The organism is Caballeronia sp. HLA56, from assembly GCF_054655155.1.
The window spans coordinates 745,566-760,733 of the sequence record NZ_BAAHOB010000002.1; the positions used below are offsets into that span (position 1 = coordinate 745,566).

Here is a 15,168-nt window from a genome sequence, read left to right on the forward strand (position 1 = left end):
CCCTGTGAAATACCCACTCATACTGGGCTTCGCTATCGTCGCGCTGGATGTCGTCGTGTGGCGCGCGCGTCTGCCCGCGCAAGACCTCGCGCGGCTGTTCATACGGCTCGCGCTTTTCGTCGCGTTGAGCTGGGACCTGTTTTCCTCTGACCTGAATCCGTTCACTCAGGCGCCTTACGCTGCCGTCGTCGAATTGCACTGGCTTGGACAAGTGCTCGAAATCATCTGGTGGCTGACGGGCGCGCGGTTGCTCACGCTTTCGCTCGACACCTTGCTTTTGCCGCGCGCCTGGCGCAAGCAGCGGCTATTTTCAGATGTGTTCGGTGCGGTGGTCTTTCTCGCAGCGGCCGTGGCAGCGCTCGGCTTCGTGCTCGAATTGCCGGTACGCGGGCTGGTTGCGACGTCGGGCGCGCTCGCCATCGTGCTCGGTCTCGCCATTCAAAGCACGTTGAGCGACGTGTTCGCGGGCATCGTGCTCAACACCACGGAGCCTTATTCGGTTGGCGACTGGGTCTTGATCGATGACGTCGAAGGCAAAGTGATCGAAATGAACTGGCGCGCCACGCATTTGCTCACGGGCCAGGGCAATACGCTTATCGTGCCTAACGCGGTTGCATCGAAAGCCAAGATTTCGAATAACAGCAGGCCGGCGAACATCCACGGAATCTCTCTCATTCTCGAGATCGATCCCGAAGCCCGGCCAAAGACCGTGCTCGATGCCTTGGGCCGTGCCCTGACCGGCTGCAATGTCATTCTCGACAGCCCCGCACCTTATGCGCGGATGAAGCGCGCCACGCTCAATTCGGTGCAATACGAAGTCGTGGCGTTCGTCGATGACATGAACAAGAAGTCATCCGTATCCAACGAGTTGTTCGATCTTTGTTACCGGCATCTCGCGGCTTCGTCCGTGGCGCTGCGCGCGCTCGGCATTCCCGCGCCCGCCGTGACCGCGCACGATGCACGAGAAGCCTTGCTCAGACGCGTGAGCCTGTTCGACAGTCTGACGAGCGATGAAATAGAGCGGCTTGCCAAGCGGCTCTTGCGGCACGAGTATCAGGCAAGGCAGCAGATACTCGCGCCTGACACGGTGCCCGACAGTCTCTCTATCGTTCATTCGGGTGTGCTGTCGGTCACTTATCACGAAGCGACAGGAGATCGCGAAGTTGCCCGCGTCGGTCCCGGAGAGGCCTTCGGGGAGGCCGGGCTGCTTGCCGGTTTGCCGATGCACGTATCCATCTCGACGCTCACACCCGTAGTGCTATATCAACTCGGTAAGGACGATATGACGTCGTTCCTGAAAGATCATCGGGACGTCGCGAAGCAGTTGTGTCAGCTCCTCGCTTATCGTCAGGACAAGCTCGGCCAGTTGACGAATCCCATGCCGGTGGAAGAAGAAAAAGGCACATCGCTGTTTCAGTGGTTGTTGGACAAGGTCTGGTTTCGGCACGCGTTGCAAGAAGCTTCTCAGGTCAAGCAGACCGACAAGTCCGCTTAGAAGAGGCGTTTGAGCGAAGACACGTAGTCGCGTTGAACGAGGCCATCCGTTGGCATCTTTTGAAATCTCTTGGAGAGGTATCTCATGGGCGAATATAGGCAACTGCATACCGACGATGGCACCTTCGCCGTTTATGTCGAACTTCCCGCCAACACGCCGGCGCCCGCCGTCGTGGTGCTGCCTGAAATTTTCGGCATCAACGCGGACATGCGGGAAACATGTCAGGAGTTGGCGAGGCAAGGATTCATCGCGCTGTGTCCCGATCTCTTCTGGCGGCTCGAACCGGGCGTCGAATTGAATAGCTGGTCCGAGGAGGAATGGAAAAAGGGCTTTGCGCTCTATCAGGCATTCGACATCGATCTGGGTGTTCGAGATGTCGGCGCCACGGTTGCCATGGGACGTGCCTTGCCCGAGTCGAACGGCAAGTGCGGGTTAATGGGCTTTTGCCTCGGCGGTCTGATGACTTTCCTGACGACCGCACGCGAGGGTGTCGATGCCGCCGCGGCTTATTACGGCGGTCAGACTGATCAGTACTTGGGCGAAGCAGACAGCATACGAGCGCCGATTATCATGCATCTCGGTACCGAAGACGAATTCATATCGACGGATGCACAGGCCGCAATCAAGGCGGCGATGAAAGACAGGACGAATGTGACGGTGTACGCGTATCCCGGATGCAGTCATGCGTTCGCGCGGCACACAGGTTTGCATTACGATGCGGCCGCGGCAGAGCTTGCGAATGAACGGACCTATGAGTTGTTTCGGCGCGAGCTGGCGGGGACTTGAGTTGTCGGGCTGCGTGTTGGTGGAGGTCTTTGGCATCGGTGGAAATGTTCGCCATTCATCGCCAGGCCCACGCACCCACCGCACGGCTTCGACTTCCCACTTACGTCATTGCGTCCCGCTTCGCGACACACAACTCGATGAACCGCTGCACCGGCTGCGTAAGCGTCGCCCCACGCCGCGTGGCAATTCCATAAGGCGCGCCTGTCCTGTCGATTCGTATGGGCAGCACCGCCACCAGTCCATGCTCCTCGAAGTATCTCGCCACCTTGAGCGGCATCAATCCCACCGTCCCCGCGCCGGAGCGCAAGAGCGACAAGGTCGCGAACGTCGATGACGTCTCGATCGCATAGCGCGGGAAGGGCACTTGCGCATCGTCGAATAGCTGTTCGAGAAGCGAGCGCATTGGCAGGGTGGCCTGAGGGACGATCCACGGATTCTCGCCGATGCCCGCGAGCGTCACGTTCGCGTCCGTGGCCAGCGGGTCCGCGCCATCGACGACGAAACACACTTCCTCCACTTCGAGCGGAATGAAGTCGTAAGCCTCGGGATGAACGCTGATGCTCGGCCGACCGATCACGAGATCGAGCAGCCGCTGATCGAGCATCGACAAGAGCCGCGCACTGTTGTCCTCCCAGACTTCGACGGAAATATCCGGCTGAATGCCGCGCAACTCTCGAAGCACGGGCGTGAGCCATACGGGGACCGAGCCCATGACCGCGCCGACCGCGAGCGTGCCGCCGCCGCCGCGCAAGAGGGCCGCGAGTTCATCGCGCAATGCGCCGATCTCCGAACGGACCGCGCGCGCATGGCGAATCACACAGCGGCCGAGTTCGTTTGGCACGATGCCGCGCGGCGAGCGCGCGAAAAGCTCCGCGCCGAACAAAGACTCGATCTCGCGCAGCGACTTGGTCGTGGCGGGCTGCGAAAGCGAGACCTGATGCGCCGCCTTGCGCAGCGAGCCGTGGTCGTCCAGCGCGATCAACAACGCAATGTGATTGCCGCGCAATCTACGCAAAATCGCATCGATACTGGTTATCACCGATATAACTCCAGCCTGTCACCTGATCCGAAGGTTTCATTATCTGGCCAGGGCGTTCTCTCCCTACACTGGCTCAGACGTCGCCGCCCATGCTCGGCCACGCGGCTCGATCATAGCCGCATTGATCGACGAACGAGCAAGCGAACGAGCGGGCGGCGTGATGAATCATGCATCCCTATGGAGAGAAGCAAATTGAAAAGAATCGGTATCGACGTCGGCGGCACCTTCACCGATGTCGTGATGGTGGATGACCAAACGGGGCAAATCTGGTCGACCAAGGTGCCGACGACGCCGAAGGATCGCGTCGTCGGAACGATCGAAGGCTTTCTCAAGATTCTGGAGCTTTCAGGCACGCAAAGCGAAGACGTCGCCTTTCTCGGCCACGGCACGACGATGGCGACCAACATGGTCGTGGAAGGCACGGGCGCTAAAACCGCACTCGTCACGACGCGCGGCTTTCGCGACATCCTCGAACTGCGGCGCGTGTCGCGTCACGACCGCGCCGATCTGTACGATCTGCTGTTCGACAATCCGCGTCCGCTCGTCGAGCGGCGCTGGCGGCTCGAAGTCGGGGAGCGTCTGCGTTACGACGGCAGCATGGAAATGCCGCTCGATCACGCCGGACTCGAAGCCCTTGCCGCACAGATTCGCGAGTCGGATATCGAAGCCGTCGCCGTGTGCTTCCTGCATGCGCATGTGAATCCGCAGCACGAGCGCGAAGCCGTCGATACGTTGCGCCGCTTGCTGCCCGACCGCTTCATTTGCGCATCGCACGAGGTCAATCCCGAAGCGATGGAATACGAGCGCACGAGCTCGACCGTCATCAACGCAATGCTCGGTCCGGTCTGCGGCCGGTATATCGGCAGGCTCATCAACACGCTCGCGCAACACGGCTTCGCGGGCAAGTTCCTCTTCATGCAGTCGAACGGCGGTCTGGCAAGCCCCGCGATGGTCGCCGACAAGCCGATCGTGCTGCTCGAATCCGGTCCCGCGGGCGGCGTTTCCGCGGCCATCCGCAACTGCGAGAAAAGCGATCTCAAGAACGCGATTCTCGGCGACATGGGCGGCACCACGTTCGACGTATCGCTGATCCGCGAGTTTCGGCCGGAGCTGCGCAACAAAAGCCTGCTGCATACCTATACCGTGCGCTCGCCCAGCATCGATATCGACTCGGTGGGCGCGGGCGGCGGCTCTATCGTCTGGATCGATGCGGGCGGCGGCGTGCGGATCGGTCCCGAAAGCGCGGGCGCCGATCCGGGCCCTGCGTGCTATGGGCGCGGCGGCACGCGTCCGACCGTGACCGACTGCAACCTCGTGCTCGGCTATATCGATCCCGACAGCTTCCTCGGTGGCGAATTCAAACTGGACGCACAGGCGGCGTGGCGCGTGGTCGAAGAGGTCATCGCCAAGCCGCTTGGCGTCTCGGTGCCGGAAGCTGCGCAAGTCGTGCGCTCGGTGGCCAATGCACTGATGGCCCAAGCCATCCGCATCATGACGGTGGAACGCGGCTACGATCCGCGCGAATTTTCGTACATCTGTTACGGCGGCGCGGGGCCGGTGCACGCGGTCGATCTGGCGCACGAGATGGGCATTCGAAGAGTCGTGATTCCGCCGCTGCCGGGGCTTTTCAGCGCCTTCGGCATGACGGTCGCGGACCAGCAATACGACTATCAGCGCCCGCTGGAAAGCGATCTCGCGATGATCGACGACGCCACCTTGCAGCATGCGCTCGACGAACTCACCGCCGAAGGCATGCAAGAGCTGCAACGTCATGGTGTCGATGCAGACGGCGTGAAAGTGGTGCGTCTCGCGGATTGCCGCTATGCCGGTCAGCCCGATGTCATCACGGTCGAAGTGCAGGGCGATGCACAAGGCATTCGCGCCGCGCTTGCGCAAACCTTCGAAACGGCGCATCAGCGGCAATGGAATTTCATCAGCAAGGACAAGCCGGTCGTGGTCGCCAACGTGCGTCTGCAACTCGTCACGACGACGGGCTGGCGCGGCGGCGTCGCAAGCAGCAAGGGCGGCGCGATGCCGAAGCCGGTGCGCACGCGCGAGGTCTATTTCGACGGCGGCGTGCGCACGCTTCCCGTGTTCGCGCGCATGGAGATTCCCATAGGCGCGACGATCGAAGGGCCCGCCGTCATCGAAGAGCACAGCAGTTGCGCCGTGCTCAAGGCGTCGCACGTCGCGCGCGTCGATCCCGATCTGAATCTCGTCATCGAACTGGCAGCCTGAATAAACGGACATCCTCATGGATATTGTTACTTACGAAATCATCCGCAGCAGTCTCTTTGCCGTCGCGCGTGAAATGAAGATCGCGATGATGCGCACCGCCGGCAGCCCGCTCATGCATGCGAGCGGCGACTCGTCCGCCGCGATCTTCGACGCCGACATGCAGCTCGTCGCGCAAGGCAACGACATTCCGACGATGCTCGGCTCCGCCGTCATCTCGACGCGCGTCTCGGTGGAGGCGATGGGACGCGAGAACTTGCGCCCCGGAGATGTCATCGTCAGCAACGACGCGTATGTCGGCGGCGGCAATCATCAACCGGACGTGCAGTTCACGCGCCCCGTTTTCGCCGATGGCAAGATCGTCGCCTTCGTGATGACGCGCGGCCACTGGACCGATATCGGCGGGCAGTCTCCGGGCAGCTATACGGTCACCACATGGGACGTGTTCGCGGAAGGTATCCGCATTCCGCCGGTGTTTCTGTATCGCAATGACGAGCCTGTGCAGGACATGCTCAACCTGCTCACGCGCAATAGCCGCAATGCGCACGAGTTACGGCTCGACATTCAGGCGCAATACGCGGGCACGTTCGTCGGCGACCGGCGTATCGGCGATCTGGTTGCGAAGTATGGCGCCGATGCCTTGCGCGACGTGATGAGCCAGAGCCTCGATCACTCGGAGAAGCTGATTCGCGCGGAAATAGCGCGTATTCCCGATGGCGTCTACGAAGCCGAGGAGTATCTCGATCCGATCGAAGCGCCGGGCTGGAAACAGGAGCGTCCGCTTCTCAAGGTCAAGGTGACGAAGACGGGCGATCACATCACGTTCGATTACACCGGCACCGGCGCGCAAGTGCGCGGCGGCATCAACTGTCCGCTGTCGGTCACCTGCAACAGCACCTGGTTCACGGTAAAGGCGCTGACCGACCCGGGCATTCCGATCAATCAGGGTTGCTATCGACCGGTGACGATCATCGCGCCCGAAGGCAGCGTGCTGAACTGCCGCTATCCGGCCTCGGTCGTGTCGGGCAATACGGAAACGTCGCCACGCGTGATCGATCTGCTTCTGAAGGCACTCGCGCCCGCGGTGCCCAAGCGCATCACGGGGCAAAGCAACTGCGCGTCGTGCGCGGGCATCTTCAGCGGACGCGACACGGACCCGGCGCGCATTGGCCGCACCGGCCAGGAGTTCGTCACGATGCACGACGTCCACGCGGGCGGCATGGGCGCGCGCGCCGAGAAGGATGGCGTGAGCGGTGTGCGTGTGTACGTGGGCAACGCGGGCAGCCAGTCCATCGAGATGATCGAGGCGACATCGCCGCTCGTCGTCGAGGAATGGTCGCTCGTGACCGACAGCGGCGGCGCGGGACGCAGACGCGGCGGCCTGACGTCGCGGCGCGTCTATCGCGTCGAATACGACGAGGCGACCTTCACCGTCTCCGGCGAACGCGGACGCTCGGCGCCCGAAGGCCATTTTGGCGGGATGGCGGGCACGCGCTTTCAATGCATCGTGCAGCGGGCGGACGGCAGCGAGCACGCGGTAGCGGCGAAGGGCGGACAGACGGTGGTGTATCGCGGCGATCGCGTGTCGGTGCAGCCGGCAGGCAGCGGTGGTTATGGCGATCCGCACGAGCGCGATCCGTTGCTCGTGGCAGCCGATATCGCCGATGGCTACGTCAGCGCCGAAGCCGCCGCGCAACGTTACGGTCCGAGCGCACAGCCGGCAGCGGAAGAGCCGGCAGTCGCATCGCTCGCGGTGGCGGCGGAATGAGCGCGGGCGAAGCCATGAGCCCGACCTTGCCGCTCGCGGGCGTGTGCGTGGTCGAGATCGGCCATAGTCTTGCCGCGCCCTATGCGGGCATGATCCTCGGCTCGTTGGGCGCGGAGGTCATCAAGATCGAAAGCGCGGAAGGCGGCGACTATGCGCGCGACTGGGGCCCGCCCTTCGTCGATGGCGCCGCCGCGCTGTTTCATGCGGTGAACCACGGCAAGAAGAGCATTGCGATGACGCTATCGAATCGCGACGACGCGGAGGCATTGCGTGCGCTGATCGAGCGCCGCGCCGATGTCGTTCTGCAGAATCTCAAGGCCGGCGGCACGGAGAAGTACGGCCTCGGCGGCGAGCAGATGCTGCGCATGAAGCCCTCGCTCGTCTATTGCAATCTCGGCGCGTTCGGCACGGCGGGACCGCTGCGCGACAAGCCCGGCTACGATCCGCTCGTGCAGGCGCTTTCGGGTCTCATGAGTTTTCTGGGTCAGCCGGGCGAGCCGCTCTCGCGCATACCGGTGTCGGTCAACGACATGGGCACCGGCTTGTGGGCGGCAATCGGCGTGCTGGCCGCGCTCTTCCGACGCCAGGCGACGGGCGTGGGCGAGGTCGTCACCGTGTCGCTGTACGAAACCGCGATCAGCTGGGCCGGCATTCAGATCGCGGATTATCTCGCCTCAGGCGTGCTGCCGGGCCGCTGGGGATCGGGAACGGCTGCGATCGTGCCGCATCAGGCGTTCGAATGCGCGGATGGCACGATCATGGTCGCGGCCGGTAACGACCGATTGTTCCGCCGCCTCTGCGCCGTACTGTCTATCCCGACACTCGCCGACGATGCGCGCTTCGTGACCAACGGCGCCCGCGTGAGCCATCGCGTCGCGCTCATCGACTTGCTGCATCTCGAGTTTCGCAAGCACGGCACCGCGCACTGGCTCGAAGCGCTCGACGGGGCGGGCATTCCGTGCGGGCCCATCCAGACCATCGATCAGGTGGTCGCGCACGAGCAGACGAAAGCGCTCGACCTCTTGCGCACGACCGACGATGGCGCGGCCACGGTCGTCGGCGTGCCGATATCGTTCGGCGGGGCACGGCCCGCGCATGTGGGCATCACGCCCAAGCTCGGCGAACATAACCATCTGCTGGCGAAGACGCCACTGGAGACATCTTGAAACTCGCATCGCAACTTGGCGGCGCGCTCGACACGCTGTCGCTCGAAGACATCGATCAGCAAATTCTCGTCGTCACCCTGAACCGCCCGAATGTGTCGAACGCGATCAGCACGACGATGGGACAGGAGATCATCCGCGTTTTCGGCGCGCTGGAAGCCGATCCCACGCTCTATCGCTGCGTCATTCTGACGGGCGCGGGAGAGCGTGCGTTTTGCGGCGGCGCGGATCTCAAGGAACGCGAAGGCATGACCGACGAGCACTTCGGCGTGCAGCACTATCTGTTCGAACGCATGAACCGCGCGATCACCTATTGCCCCGTGCCGATCATCTGCGCGGCGAACGGCGCGGCGGTCGCGGGCGGACTCGAACTGCTGCTCGCCTGCGATTTCGCGTATGCATCGGAACATGCCGTTTTCGGCTTCACCGAAGTGAAGCGCGGCATCATGCCGGGCGGCGGCGGCACGCAGCAATTGCCGCGCACCATCGGCGCCCGCCGCGCGAAGGAACTGATCTTCCGGGGAGCGAAATTCACGGCGCAGGAAGCATTGGCGTGGGGCGTCGTCAATCGTCTTTGCGAGCCGGGCGGCGTGCTCGCCGATGCCATCGACGCCGCCCGCGACATCTGCACGAGCGCACCGCTGTCCGTCGCGCAAGCCAAGAAGGCGGTCGACCTCGGCATGCAGGGCGACTTGCGCACGGGCCTTTATCTGGAAATCGAAGCCTATAACCGGCTGATTCCGACGGCGGACCGTCTAGAAGGCATCAGCGCGTACAACGAGAAGCGCGCACCGCGATTCAAGGGCGTTTAGTTCGAACGCAACAGCCGGCATACCTATACCCGGATAACCGGAGGAGACAGACATGACCCCCAACATCGGCAGCTTCGACATGCCGAAAGCCGAAGCGACGTATGGCAAGATCACGCGCCGGCTCATCCCGTTCCTGTTCCTGTGCTATGTGTTCGCGTTTCTCGACCGCATCAACATAGGCATTGCGCAGCTCGACATGAAGCACGATGTCGGCTTCAGCGATCTCACATACAGCATCGGCGCGGGCATCTTCTTCCTCGGCTACGTGCTGATGGAAGTGCCGAGCAACTTGCTCTTGGCGCGCATCGGTGTGAAGCGGACGTTCTCACGCATCATGATCCTGTGGGGCTTGATCGCGGCGGGCACGGCATTCGTCACGCTGCCTTCGCATCTCTACACCGTGCGCTTCTTTCTTGGGCTTGCCGAAGCGGGGCTTTATCCGGGCGTGATCTTTTATCTCACGCGCTGGTATCCGGTCGAACGGCGCGCCAAGGTCATCGCGCTCTTCACGTGTGCAACGGGCATTGCGGGCTTGTTCGGCGGGCCGCTGTCCGGTGCGCTCATGACGTACTTCAACGGCTACTTCGGTCTGCACGGCTGGCAATGGATGTTCATCGTGCAAGGCTTGCCCGCGACCGTGCTGGGCGTGGTGGCGTTCTTTTATCTCGATGACGGCCCGCAGCAGGCGAAGTGGCTCACGGAAAGCGAAAAGGCCGTCGTGCTCGCGGATATCCGCAAGAGTTCGAGCGTGTCGGCGAAGCACGAGGAGCACACGTTCGGACGCACGCTCACGGACTTTCGCGTCTACGTGATGGGCTTCGTGTGGTTCACGCAGATTGCCGGCGTGTTCGCCATCGGCTTCTGGCTGCCGACGCTCATCAAGAGCGCGGGCGTGTCGAGCGCGTTGCAGATCGGCTGCTATTCCGCCATTCCGTATTTCGTGAGTTGGGTCGCGCTCATCATGCTCAACCGTCATTCGGACCGCACGATGGAGCGCCGCTGGCATTGCGCCATCGCCATGATCTTCGGTGCCGCGGGACTCGTCGTCGCGGCGTTCACGACCGGCAATCTCGCGCTGTCGCTTGCGGCGCTCTCGGTGGCGACCGCGGGCATACTCGCGCCCAACCCGCTCATCTGGGCAATCTCGACGGATTACATCCGTGGCAGCGGCGCGGCGGGCGGCGTGGCGGTGATCAATTGCGTGGGTCTGCTCGGCGGCTTCGTGAGCCCGATGATCATCGGCTCCATCAAGACGATGACCAACAGCATGGCAGGCGGCCTTGGCGCGATTGCCACGCTGATGGTGCTCGGCGCCATCGCGGCTGTCGTGCTTGCGCCGTCCACATCGAGCGCGCCCGTGAGCGAAGGACGCGCCGAGGAAGGCGGTGAACGCGTACCGGATGCAACCATCTGAACGAAGGGAGTGGAAATGAAAGACGTAGCAGTACAGATACGTGAAGTCGGCTTGCGCGACGGCCTCCAGATGGTCCGCACCATTCTCGGCGCCGCGCAAAAGCTCGAATGGTGCGCGCGCATGGTGGATGCGGGCGTGACCGATATCGAAGTGACGTCCTTCGTGCCGCCGAAGATCGTGCCGCAATTTGCCGATGCGGTCGAGGTGGCGACAGGCGCGCTTGCCATCGAGGGATTGCACGCGGCAGCGCTCGTGCCGAACTTGAAGGGAGCGCAGCGTGCCTTCGATGTCGGCTTGAACAAGGTCCACTACGTGCTGTCCGCGAGCAACGAGCACAACCTGAAGAACGTTCGGCGCAGCACGGCGGAATCCGTCGAAGACTTCGTGCGGATTGCGGCGGCGCGTGACGAACTCGGCCGGCGCGTCGTGCTGGGCGCAGGCGTGGCGACGGCGTTCGGCTGCACCATTGCCGGTGAGGTGGATGAAGGCATCGTGCTCGGGCTGGTCGAAACGTTGATCGAGGCGGGCGCGCAGGAAATCACCATCGCCGATACGGTCGGCTATGCGAATCCCGCGCAGGTCTATGCGCTCATGCGTCGCGTCATGGAGCTTGCGGGGCCCTTGCCGGTTGCGTGTCATTTCCACGATACACGCGGACTCGGTTTGGCCAACGTTATGGCCGCACTCGATGCGGGTGTGCGTGCGTTCGACTCTTCGCTCGGCGGACTCGGCGGATGTCCGTTCGCGCCGAACGCCACGGGCAACATCAACACCGAAGACACGGTGTTCATGCTCGAAGCGCAGGGCATGACCACGGGCATCGACATAGACAAGTTGCTGGCGATACGCGAGACGATTGCCGCGTGGTTGCCGGGCGAACCATTCACAGGCGCCATTGCGCGTGCAGGCTTGCCGAAGACGTTCGTGCGAGCAGGGGAAGCCGTGGCGGCTTAGGGCTCGCCGCTGGTGTTCACCCTCACGCGTTCAAGGCGAGCTTCTCCAGCAGATCGACGAGCAGATCCGGCGCGAGCACCATCGCGTCGTGTCCCGTGTCGATGGTCTCCCAATTCCACGCGGGCAAACCCTTGATGCGTTCGCGCACGGGTTCGAGCGTCTCGTATGAAGGGTTCGTGCAATGCACGTAGGTACACGGCAGCCCATTGCCGAGCGGATGCTGTAAGTCGAGCGGCGTGGTGTAGGTTGCGAGCGGGTGAGGCGTCAGGCGCCTTTGCACCCACGCGGCGCGTGCATGATCTTCCGGAATTCCGGTGCCCTTCAATCCGTTGACGGGCATCGCCAGCGGCTGATCGCTCACCTGAACGGATTCCATGCGCTCGCGCACCACCTCCGGCGGTAGCACATCGAAAGCAGCTTGCCCGTTATCGACGAGCAACGCGTCCAGCATGACGAGCGAACGTATTGCGTGAGGCATGCGGTCCGCGACGCCCGAAGCCACCAGTCCGCCGAAGCTGTGACCTACCATGACGATGTTCAAGAGCTCTTCGGCATCGATCAGATTCTTTATATCTTCGATGCAGACATCAAGCGACGTCGCGGCTTCCAGCAGATGCCGCCGTTCACCCAGCCCCGTCAGTGTCGGCGCGAAGACACGATGACCGCGCGCGATCAGCTTGTCGGCGACGAAGCGCCAGCACCAGCCGCCATGCCACGCGCCATGAATGAGGACGAAGGTGTATCGCGGTGCGGCGGGACGAACCTGCTCTGCCGATGAATCATGCATCGATGTCTGGCTCCGGAAACGGTCATGCGTGAACGTCAGCACTGAAGGCCGCATTCTGCGACGGCTGCGCGTAAGTTGTAAAGCGCAAATAGCCAGTGAATCCGCGCTGGGTGTCATTACGTTCGATACTGGTTATCACCGATATAACCCGCGCATCTCACCTGATCGGAAGGTTTCATTATCTCGCCTGAGCGCGGCCTCTTTACACTGGACCGGTCCGAGGTTCCGCGCAGCGGCAGCCGATTAAAAGCCGCGCAGACGTCGGGATAGAGAGAGACACTATCGAACGAAGGAGACACGCTGTGAATCGTACCTTTGTTGAACCCGAGCCGGCGGTATCCGACGAATCATCAACCGTCTCGACGTCGAGCGCCGAAGAGCGGGCGCTCTATCTGCGCGTCACGCTTCGCATCGTGCCATTGCTGTTCGTTTGCTACGTCGTGGCTTTTCTGGACCGCATCAATGTCGGCTTTGCGAAACTGCAGATGCAGAACGCGCTCGGTTTCAGCGACAGCGTCTACGGTCTCGGCGCCGGCATCTTCTTTCTCTCGTACTGTCTGCTGGAAGTACCGAGCGCCATGTTGCTCAGGCGGGTGGGCGCCAAGAAGACGATTGCGCGCATCATGATCTGCTGGGGAATCGTCGGCATGTGCACGGCGTTCGTGACGAACGTCACCGAGTTCTACGCCGTGCGGTTGCTGCTCGGCGTCTTCGAGGCGGGCTTCTTTCCAGGCGTCATCTTTTATCTGAGCTCGTGGTTTCCGGAGAAGCGGCGCGGCGTGATCATCGCCTGCTTCATGGTCGGCTTTCCGGTCGCGGGTCTGGTTGGCGGTCCCGTCTCGGGATGGGCGATGACGCAACTCGCGCATGTCGCCAACATGGCGGGATGGCAATGGCTTTATATCGTCGAGGCGTTGCCGGCCGTGGCGCTTGGCATCGTCACGTTGTTCTTGCTGGACGACAATATCGACAAGGCGCGCTGGCTCAGCGAATCAGAAAAGAAAGTGCTTCGCGATGGCTTTCTCGTCGAGACCGAACGCAAGCGCAAGAATGAACATCGCGGTCACGGACGCCTTGCGGATGCGCTTGCGGACCCGAAGGTCTATATGCTTGCCTTCATCGACTTTGCGTTTGTCTGCGGAACGTATTCGGTGACTTTCTGGCTTCCTACCGTCATGAAAGATTCAGGCATCTCGAACCTCTCGCAATTGGGCTGGCTTTCGACGATTCCCTACGCCATGGGCGCTATCGGCATGGTGGCTATCAGCCGCAGTTCCGACCGCATGCTCGAACGGCGCTGGCACGCGGCCTGCGCGGGTGTAGTGGGTGCGGTGGCGTTGCTTCTCGTGTCGCATCCGACGAACTCGCCGGCCTTGACCGTCGCCTTGCTGACCTTTGCATCGATCGGCATCTTCGCGACCAACGTGCTGATCTGGTCGCTCGCCGCGGATTATCTTCATGGCTCGCCTGCTGCGGCGGCAAGCATTGCGTTCGTCAATTGCATCGGCTTGCTCAGCGGCTTTTGCAGCCCATTCGTGATCGGCTGGCTCAAGACGATGACCGGCACGCTCGTGAGCGGCCTCTACGTGATGACGGCGATACTCGTCCTCGGGATCATCGTCATGCTCGTAGGGTTCAAGCCGCAGACAAGCAAGCCGGTTTGAGATGACCGACACGCTCTCTATACATTCTCACGAAAACACGACGCTCATGCACAAGATCGCCATTCTCGATGACTTCCAGAATACATCGCTCAAGTTCGGCAACTGGAACGGCTTGCGAGAGCACGCCGAAATCGATGTGTTCACCGACCATATCGATGACGAAGCGGAACTCATCGAACGTCTTCGCCCGTATGACATTCTCTGCGTCATGCGCGAGCGCACCCGCTTCACGCGAAACGTCCTGTCGAAGCTCGAGAACCTGAAGCTGCTTGCGAGCACGGGGCCGTGGAATGCGGCTATCGATATCGAAGCCGCCGACGAACTCGGTATCATGGTCTGCGCGACGGCTTCTTCGTTGACGGCTGCGGCGGAGCACACCTGGGCGCTCATCCTCGCGGCGGCGCGCCACATTCCCAGCGAGGCGGCTTCGTTTCGCGAAGGAGGCTGGCAAGTGTCGGTCGGCCGCGATCTCAACGGCAAGACGATCGGTCTTCTCGGGCTGGGTTATTCCGGCAGCGTGACCGCCCGCGTGGCACAGGCGTTCGGCATGAAGACGATTGCGTGGAGCCAGAACATGACGCCGGAGGCGGCCGCCAAGCATGGCGCGACCTATGTGACAAAGGAAGAACTGCTTGCACGAAGCGATATTCTTTCCATTCACGTCCGCTTGTCGGAGCGCACGCGAGACCTGATAGGCGCGGCGGAACTCGCCACCATGAAGCCGAATGCGCTTTTGGTGAACACGGCGCGCGGACCCATCGTCAACGAACGAGCGTTGATCGAGGCGTTGCAGCGCGGACAGATTGCGGGCGCGGCGCTCGATGTCTACGATATGGAGCCACTGCCCGCCGGGCATTCCCTTCGCTCGATGAGCAACGTGATCGCGACATCCCACATCGGTTACGTGACCGAGGACTCGTACGCCATCTACTATGGCGAATCGGTCGAGAATATTCGCGCGTGGATCGAAGGCAAGCCCATTCGAGTGATCACCGCCGACAAGCGAGAGATTGGCTACGAGCCTGCGGTCGGCGTTTGAAGCGTACTTGCC

The 15,168-nt window shown here is 62.3% G+C and carries 12 protein-coding genes; 10 read left to right on the plus strand and 2 right to left on the minus strand.

Annotated features, from left to right (window positions below; translation table 11 throughout):
- The first annotated feature begins 4 nt into the window (after positions 1–4).
- A complete protein-coding gene (locus ACYQ47_RS09750) occupies positions 5–1,495 on the plus strand; it encodes a mechanosensitive ion channel domain-containing protein (protein ID WP_250469393.1) in 1,491 nt (496 codons plus the stop codon).
- A gap of 84 nt (positions 1,496–1,579) precedes the next feature.
- Positions 1,580–2,281, plus strand: a complete 702-nt coding sequence (locus ACYQ47_RS09755; protein ID WP_459905243.1) for a dienelactone hydrolase family protein — start codon at positions 1,580–1,582, stop codon at positions 2,279–2,281.
- A 100-nt stretch (positions 2,282–2,381) separates the two neighbouring features.
- Here ACYQ47_RS09755 and ACYQ47_RS09760 read toward each other — a convergent pair whose 3' ends face one another.
- Complete coding sequence (locus ACYQ47_RS09760; protein WP_459905245.1) at positions 2,382–3,320, minus strand: LysR family transcriptional regulator; 939 nt, start codon at positions 3,318–3,320, stop codon at positions 2,382–2,384.
- 192 nt (positions 3,321–3,512) lie between these two features.
- Here ACYQ47_RS09760 and ACYQ47_RS09765 point away from each other — a divergent pair, with 192 nt between their 5' ends.
- The 6 genes from ACYQ47_RS09765 to ACYQ47_RS09790 are packed head-to-tail and all read left to right on the plus strand — an operon-like array spanning position 3,513 to position 11,666.
- Positions 3,513–5,558 (plus strand): hydantoinase/oxoprolinase family protein, encoded by a 2,046-nt coding sequence (locus ACYQ47_RS09765; RefSeq protein ID WP_244830751.1) that lies wholly within the window; start codon positions 3,513–3,515, stop codon positions 5,556–5,558.
- Positions 5,559–5,574: 16 nt separating this feature from the next.
- Positions 5,575–7,323 carry a hydantoinase B/oxoprolinase family protein gene (locus ACYQ47_RS09770; protein WP_244830748.1) on the plus strand — a complete coding sequence of 583 codons (1,749 nt, stop codon included), beginning with the start codon at positions 5,575–5,577 and terminating at the stop codon, positions 7,321–7,323.
- Entirely contained in the window at positions 7,320–8,489 is a 1,170-nt protein-coding gene (locus ACYQ47_RS09775; RefSeq protein ID WP_459905247.1) for a CaiB/BaiF CoA transferase family protein, read from the plus strand. The genes ACYQ47_RS09770 and ACYQ47_RS09775 overlap by 4 nt, the downstream gene beginning before the upstream one ends.
- Positions 8,486–9,298, plus strand: a complete 813-nt coding sequence (locus tag ACYQ47_RS09780) for an enoyl-CoA hydratase-related protein (protein ID WP_310392002.1) — start codon at positions 8,486–8,488, stop codon at positions 9,296–9,298. Before ACYQ47_RS09775 ends, ACYQ47_RS09780 begins: the two co-directional genes overlap by 4 nt.
- 52 nt (positions 9,299–9,350) lie before the next feature.
- Entirely contained in the window at positions 9,351–10,712 is a 1,362-nt protein-coding gene (locus ACYQ47_RS09785) for an MFS transporter (protein ID WP_244830742.1), read from the plus strand.
- 15 nt (positions 10,713–10,727) lie between these two features.
- Positions 10,728–11,666: a hydroxymethylglutaryl-CoA lyase gene (locus ACYQ47_RS09790; RefSeq protein ID WP_459905250.1), complete on the plus strand. Its 939-nt coding sequence runs from the start codon at positions 10,728–10,730 to the stop codon at positions 11,664–11,666.
- A 22-nt stretch (positions 11,667–11,688) separates the two neighbouring features.
- Here ACYQ47_RS09790 and ACYQ47_RS09795 read toward each other — a convergent pair whose 3' ends face one another.
- Complete coding sequence (locus tag ACYQ47_RS09795) at positions 11,689–12,453, minus strand: alpha/beta fold hydrolase (RefSeq protein WP_459905252.1); 765 nt, start codon at positions 12,451–12,453, stop codon at positions 11,689–11,691.
- A gap of 302 nt (positions 12,454–12,755) precedes the next feature.
- Between ACYQ47_RS09795 and ACYQ47_RS09800 the strand changes: the two genes are divergently transcribed.
- On the plus strand, positions 12,756–14,117 hold the full coding sequence (locus ACYQ47_RS09800) for an MFS transporter (RefSeq protein WP_459905254.1): 1,362 nt from the start codon (positions 12,756–12,758) through the stop codon (positions 14,115–14,117).
- Positions 14,118–14,163: 46 nt separating this feature from the next.
- On the plus strand, positions 14,164–15,156 hold the full coding sequence (locus ACYQ47_RS09805) for a D-2-hydroxyacid dehydrogenase family protein (RefSeq protein WP_459905255.1): 993 nt from the start codon (positions 14,164–14,166) through the stop codon (positions 15,154–15,156).
- Positions 15,157–15,168: the final 12 nt, after the last annotated feature.

Excerpts from the sequence above, each read along its gene's own strand:
- ACYQ47_RS09795 (WP_459905252.1), bottom strand. The coding sequence starts at position 12,453 with ATGCATGATTCATCGGCAGAGCAGGTTCGTCCCGCCGCACCGCGATAC.
- ACYQ47_RS09775 (WP_459905247.1), top strand. The coding sequence starts at position 7,320 with ATGAGCGCGGGCGAAGCCATGAGCCCGACCTTGCCGCTCGCGGGCGTG.
- ACYQ47_RS09785 (WP_244830742.1), top strand. The coding sequence starts at position 9,351 with ATGACCCCCAACATCGGCAGCTTCGACATGCCGAAAGCCGAAGCGACG.
- ACYQ47_RS09805 (WP_459905255.1), top strand. The coding sequence starts at position 14,164 with ATGCACAAGATCGCCATTCTCGATGACTTCCAGAATACATCGCTCAAG.
- ACYQ47_RS09755 (WP_459905243.1), top strand. The coding sequence starts at position 1,580 with ATGGGCGAATATAGGCAACTGCATACCGACGATGGCACCTTCGCCGTT.
- ACYQ47_RS09790 (WP_459905250.1), top strand. The coding sequence starts at position 10,728 with ATGAAAGACGTAGCAGTACAGATACGTGAAGTCGGCTTGCGCGACGGC.
- ACYQ47_RS09770 (WP_244830748.1), top strand. The coding sequence starts at position 5,575 with ATGGATATTGTTACTTACGAAATCATCCGCAGCAGTCTCTTTGCCGTC.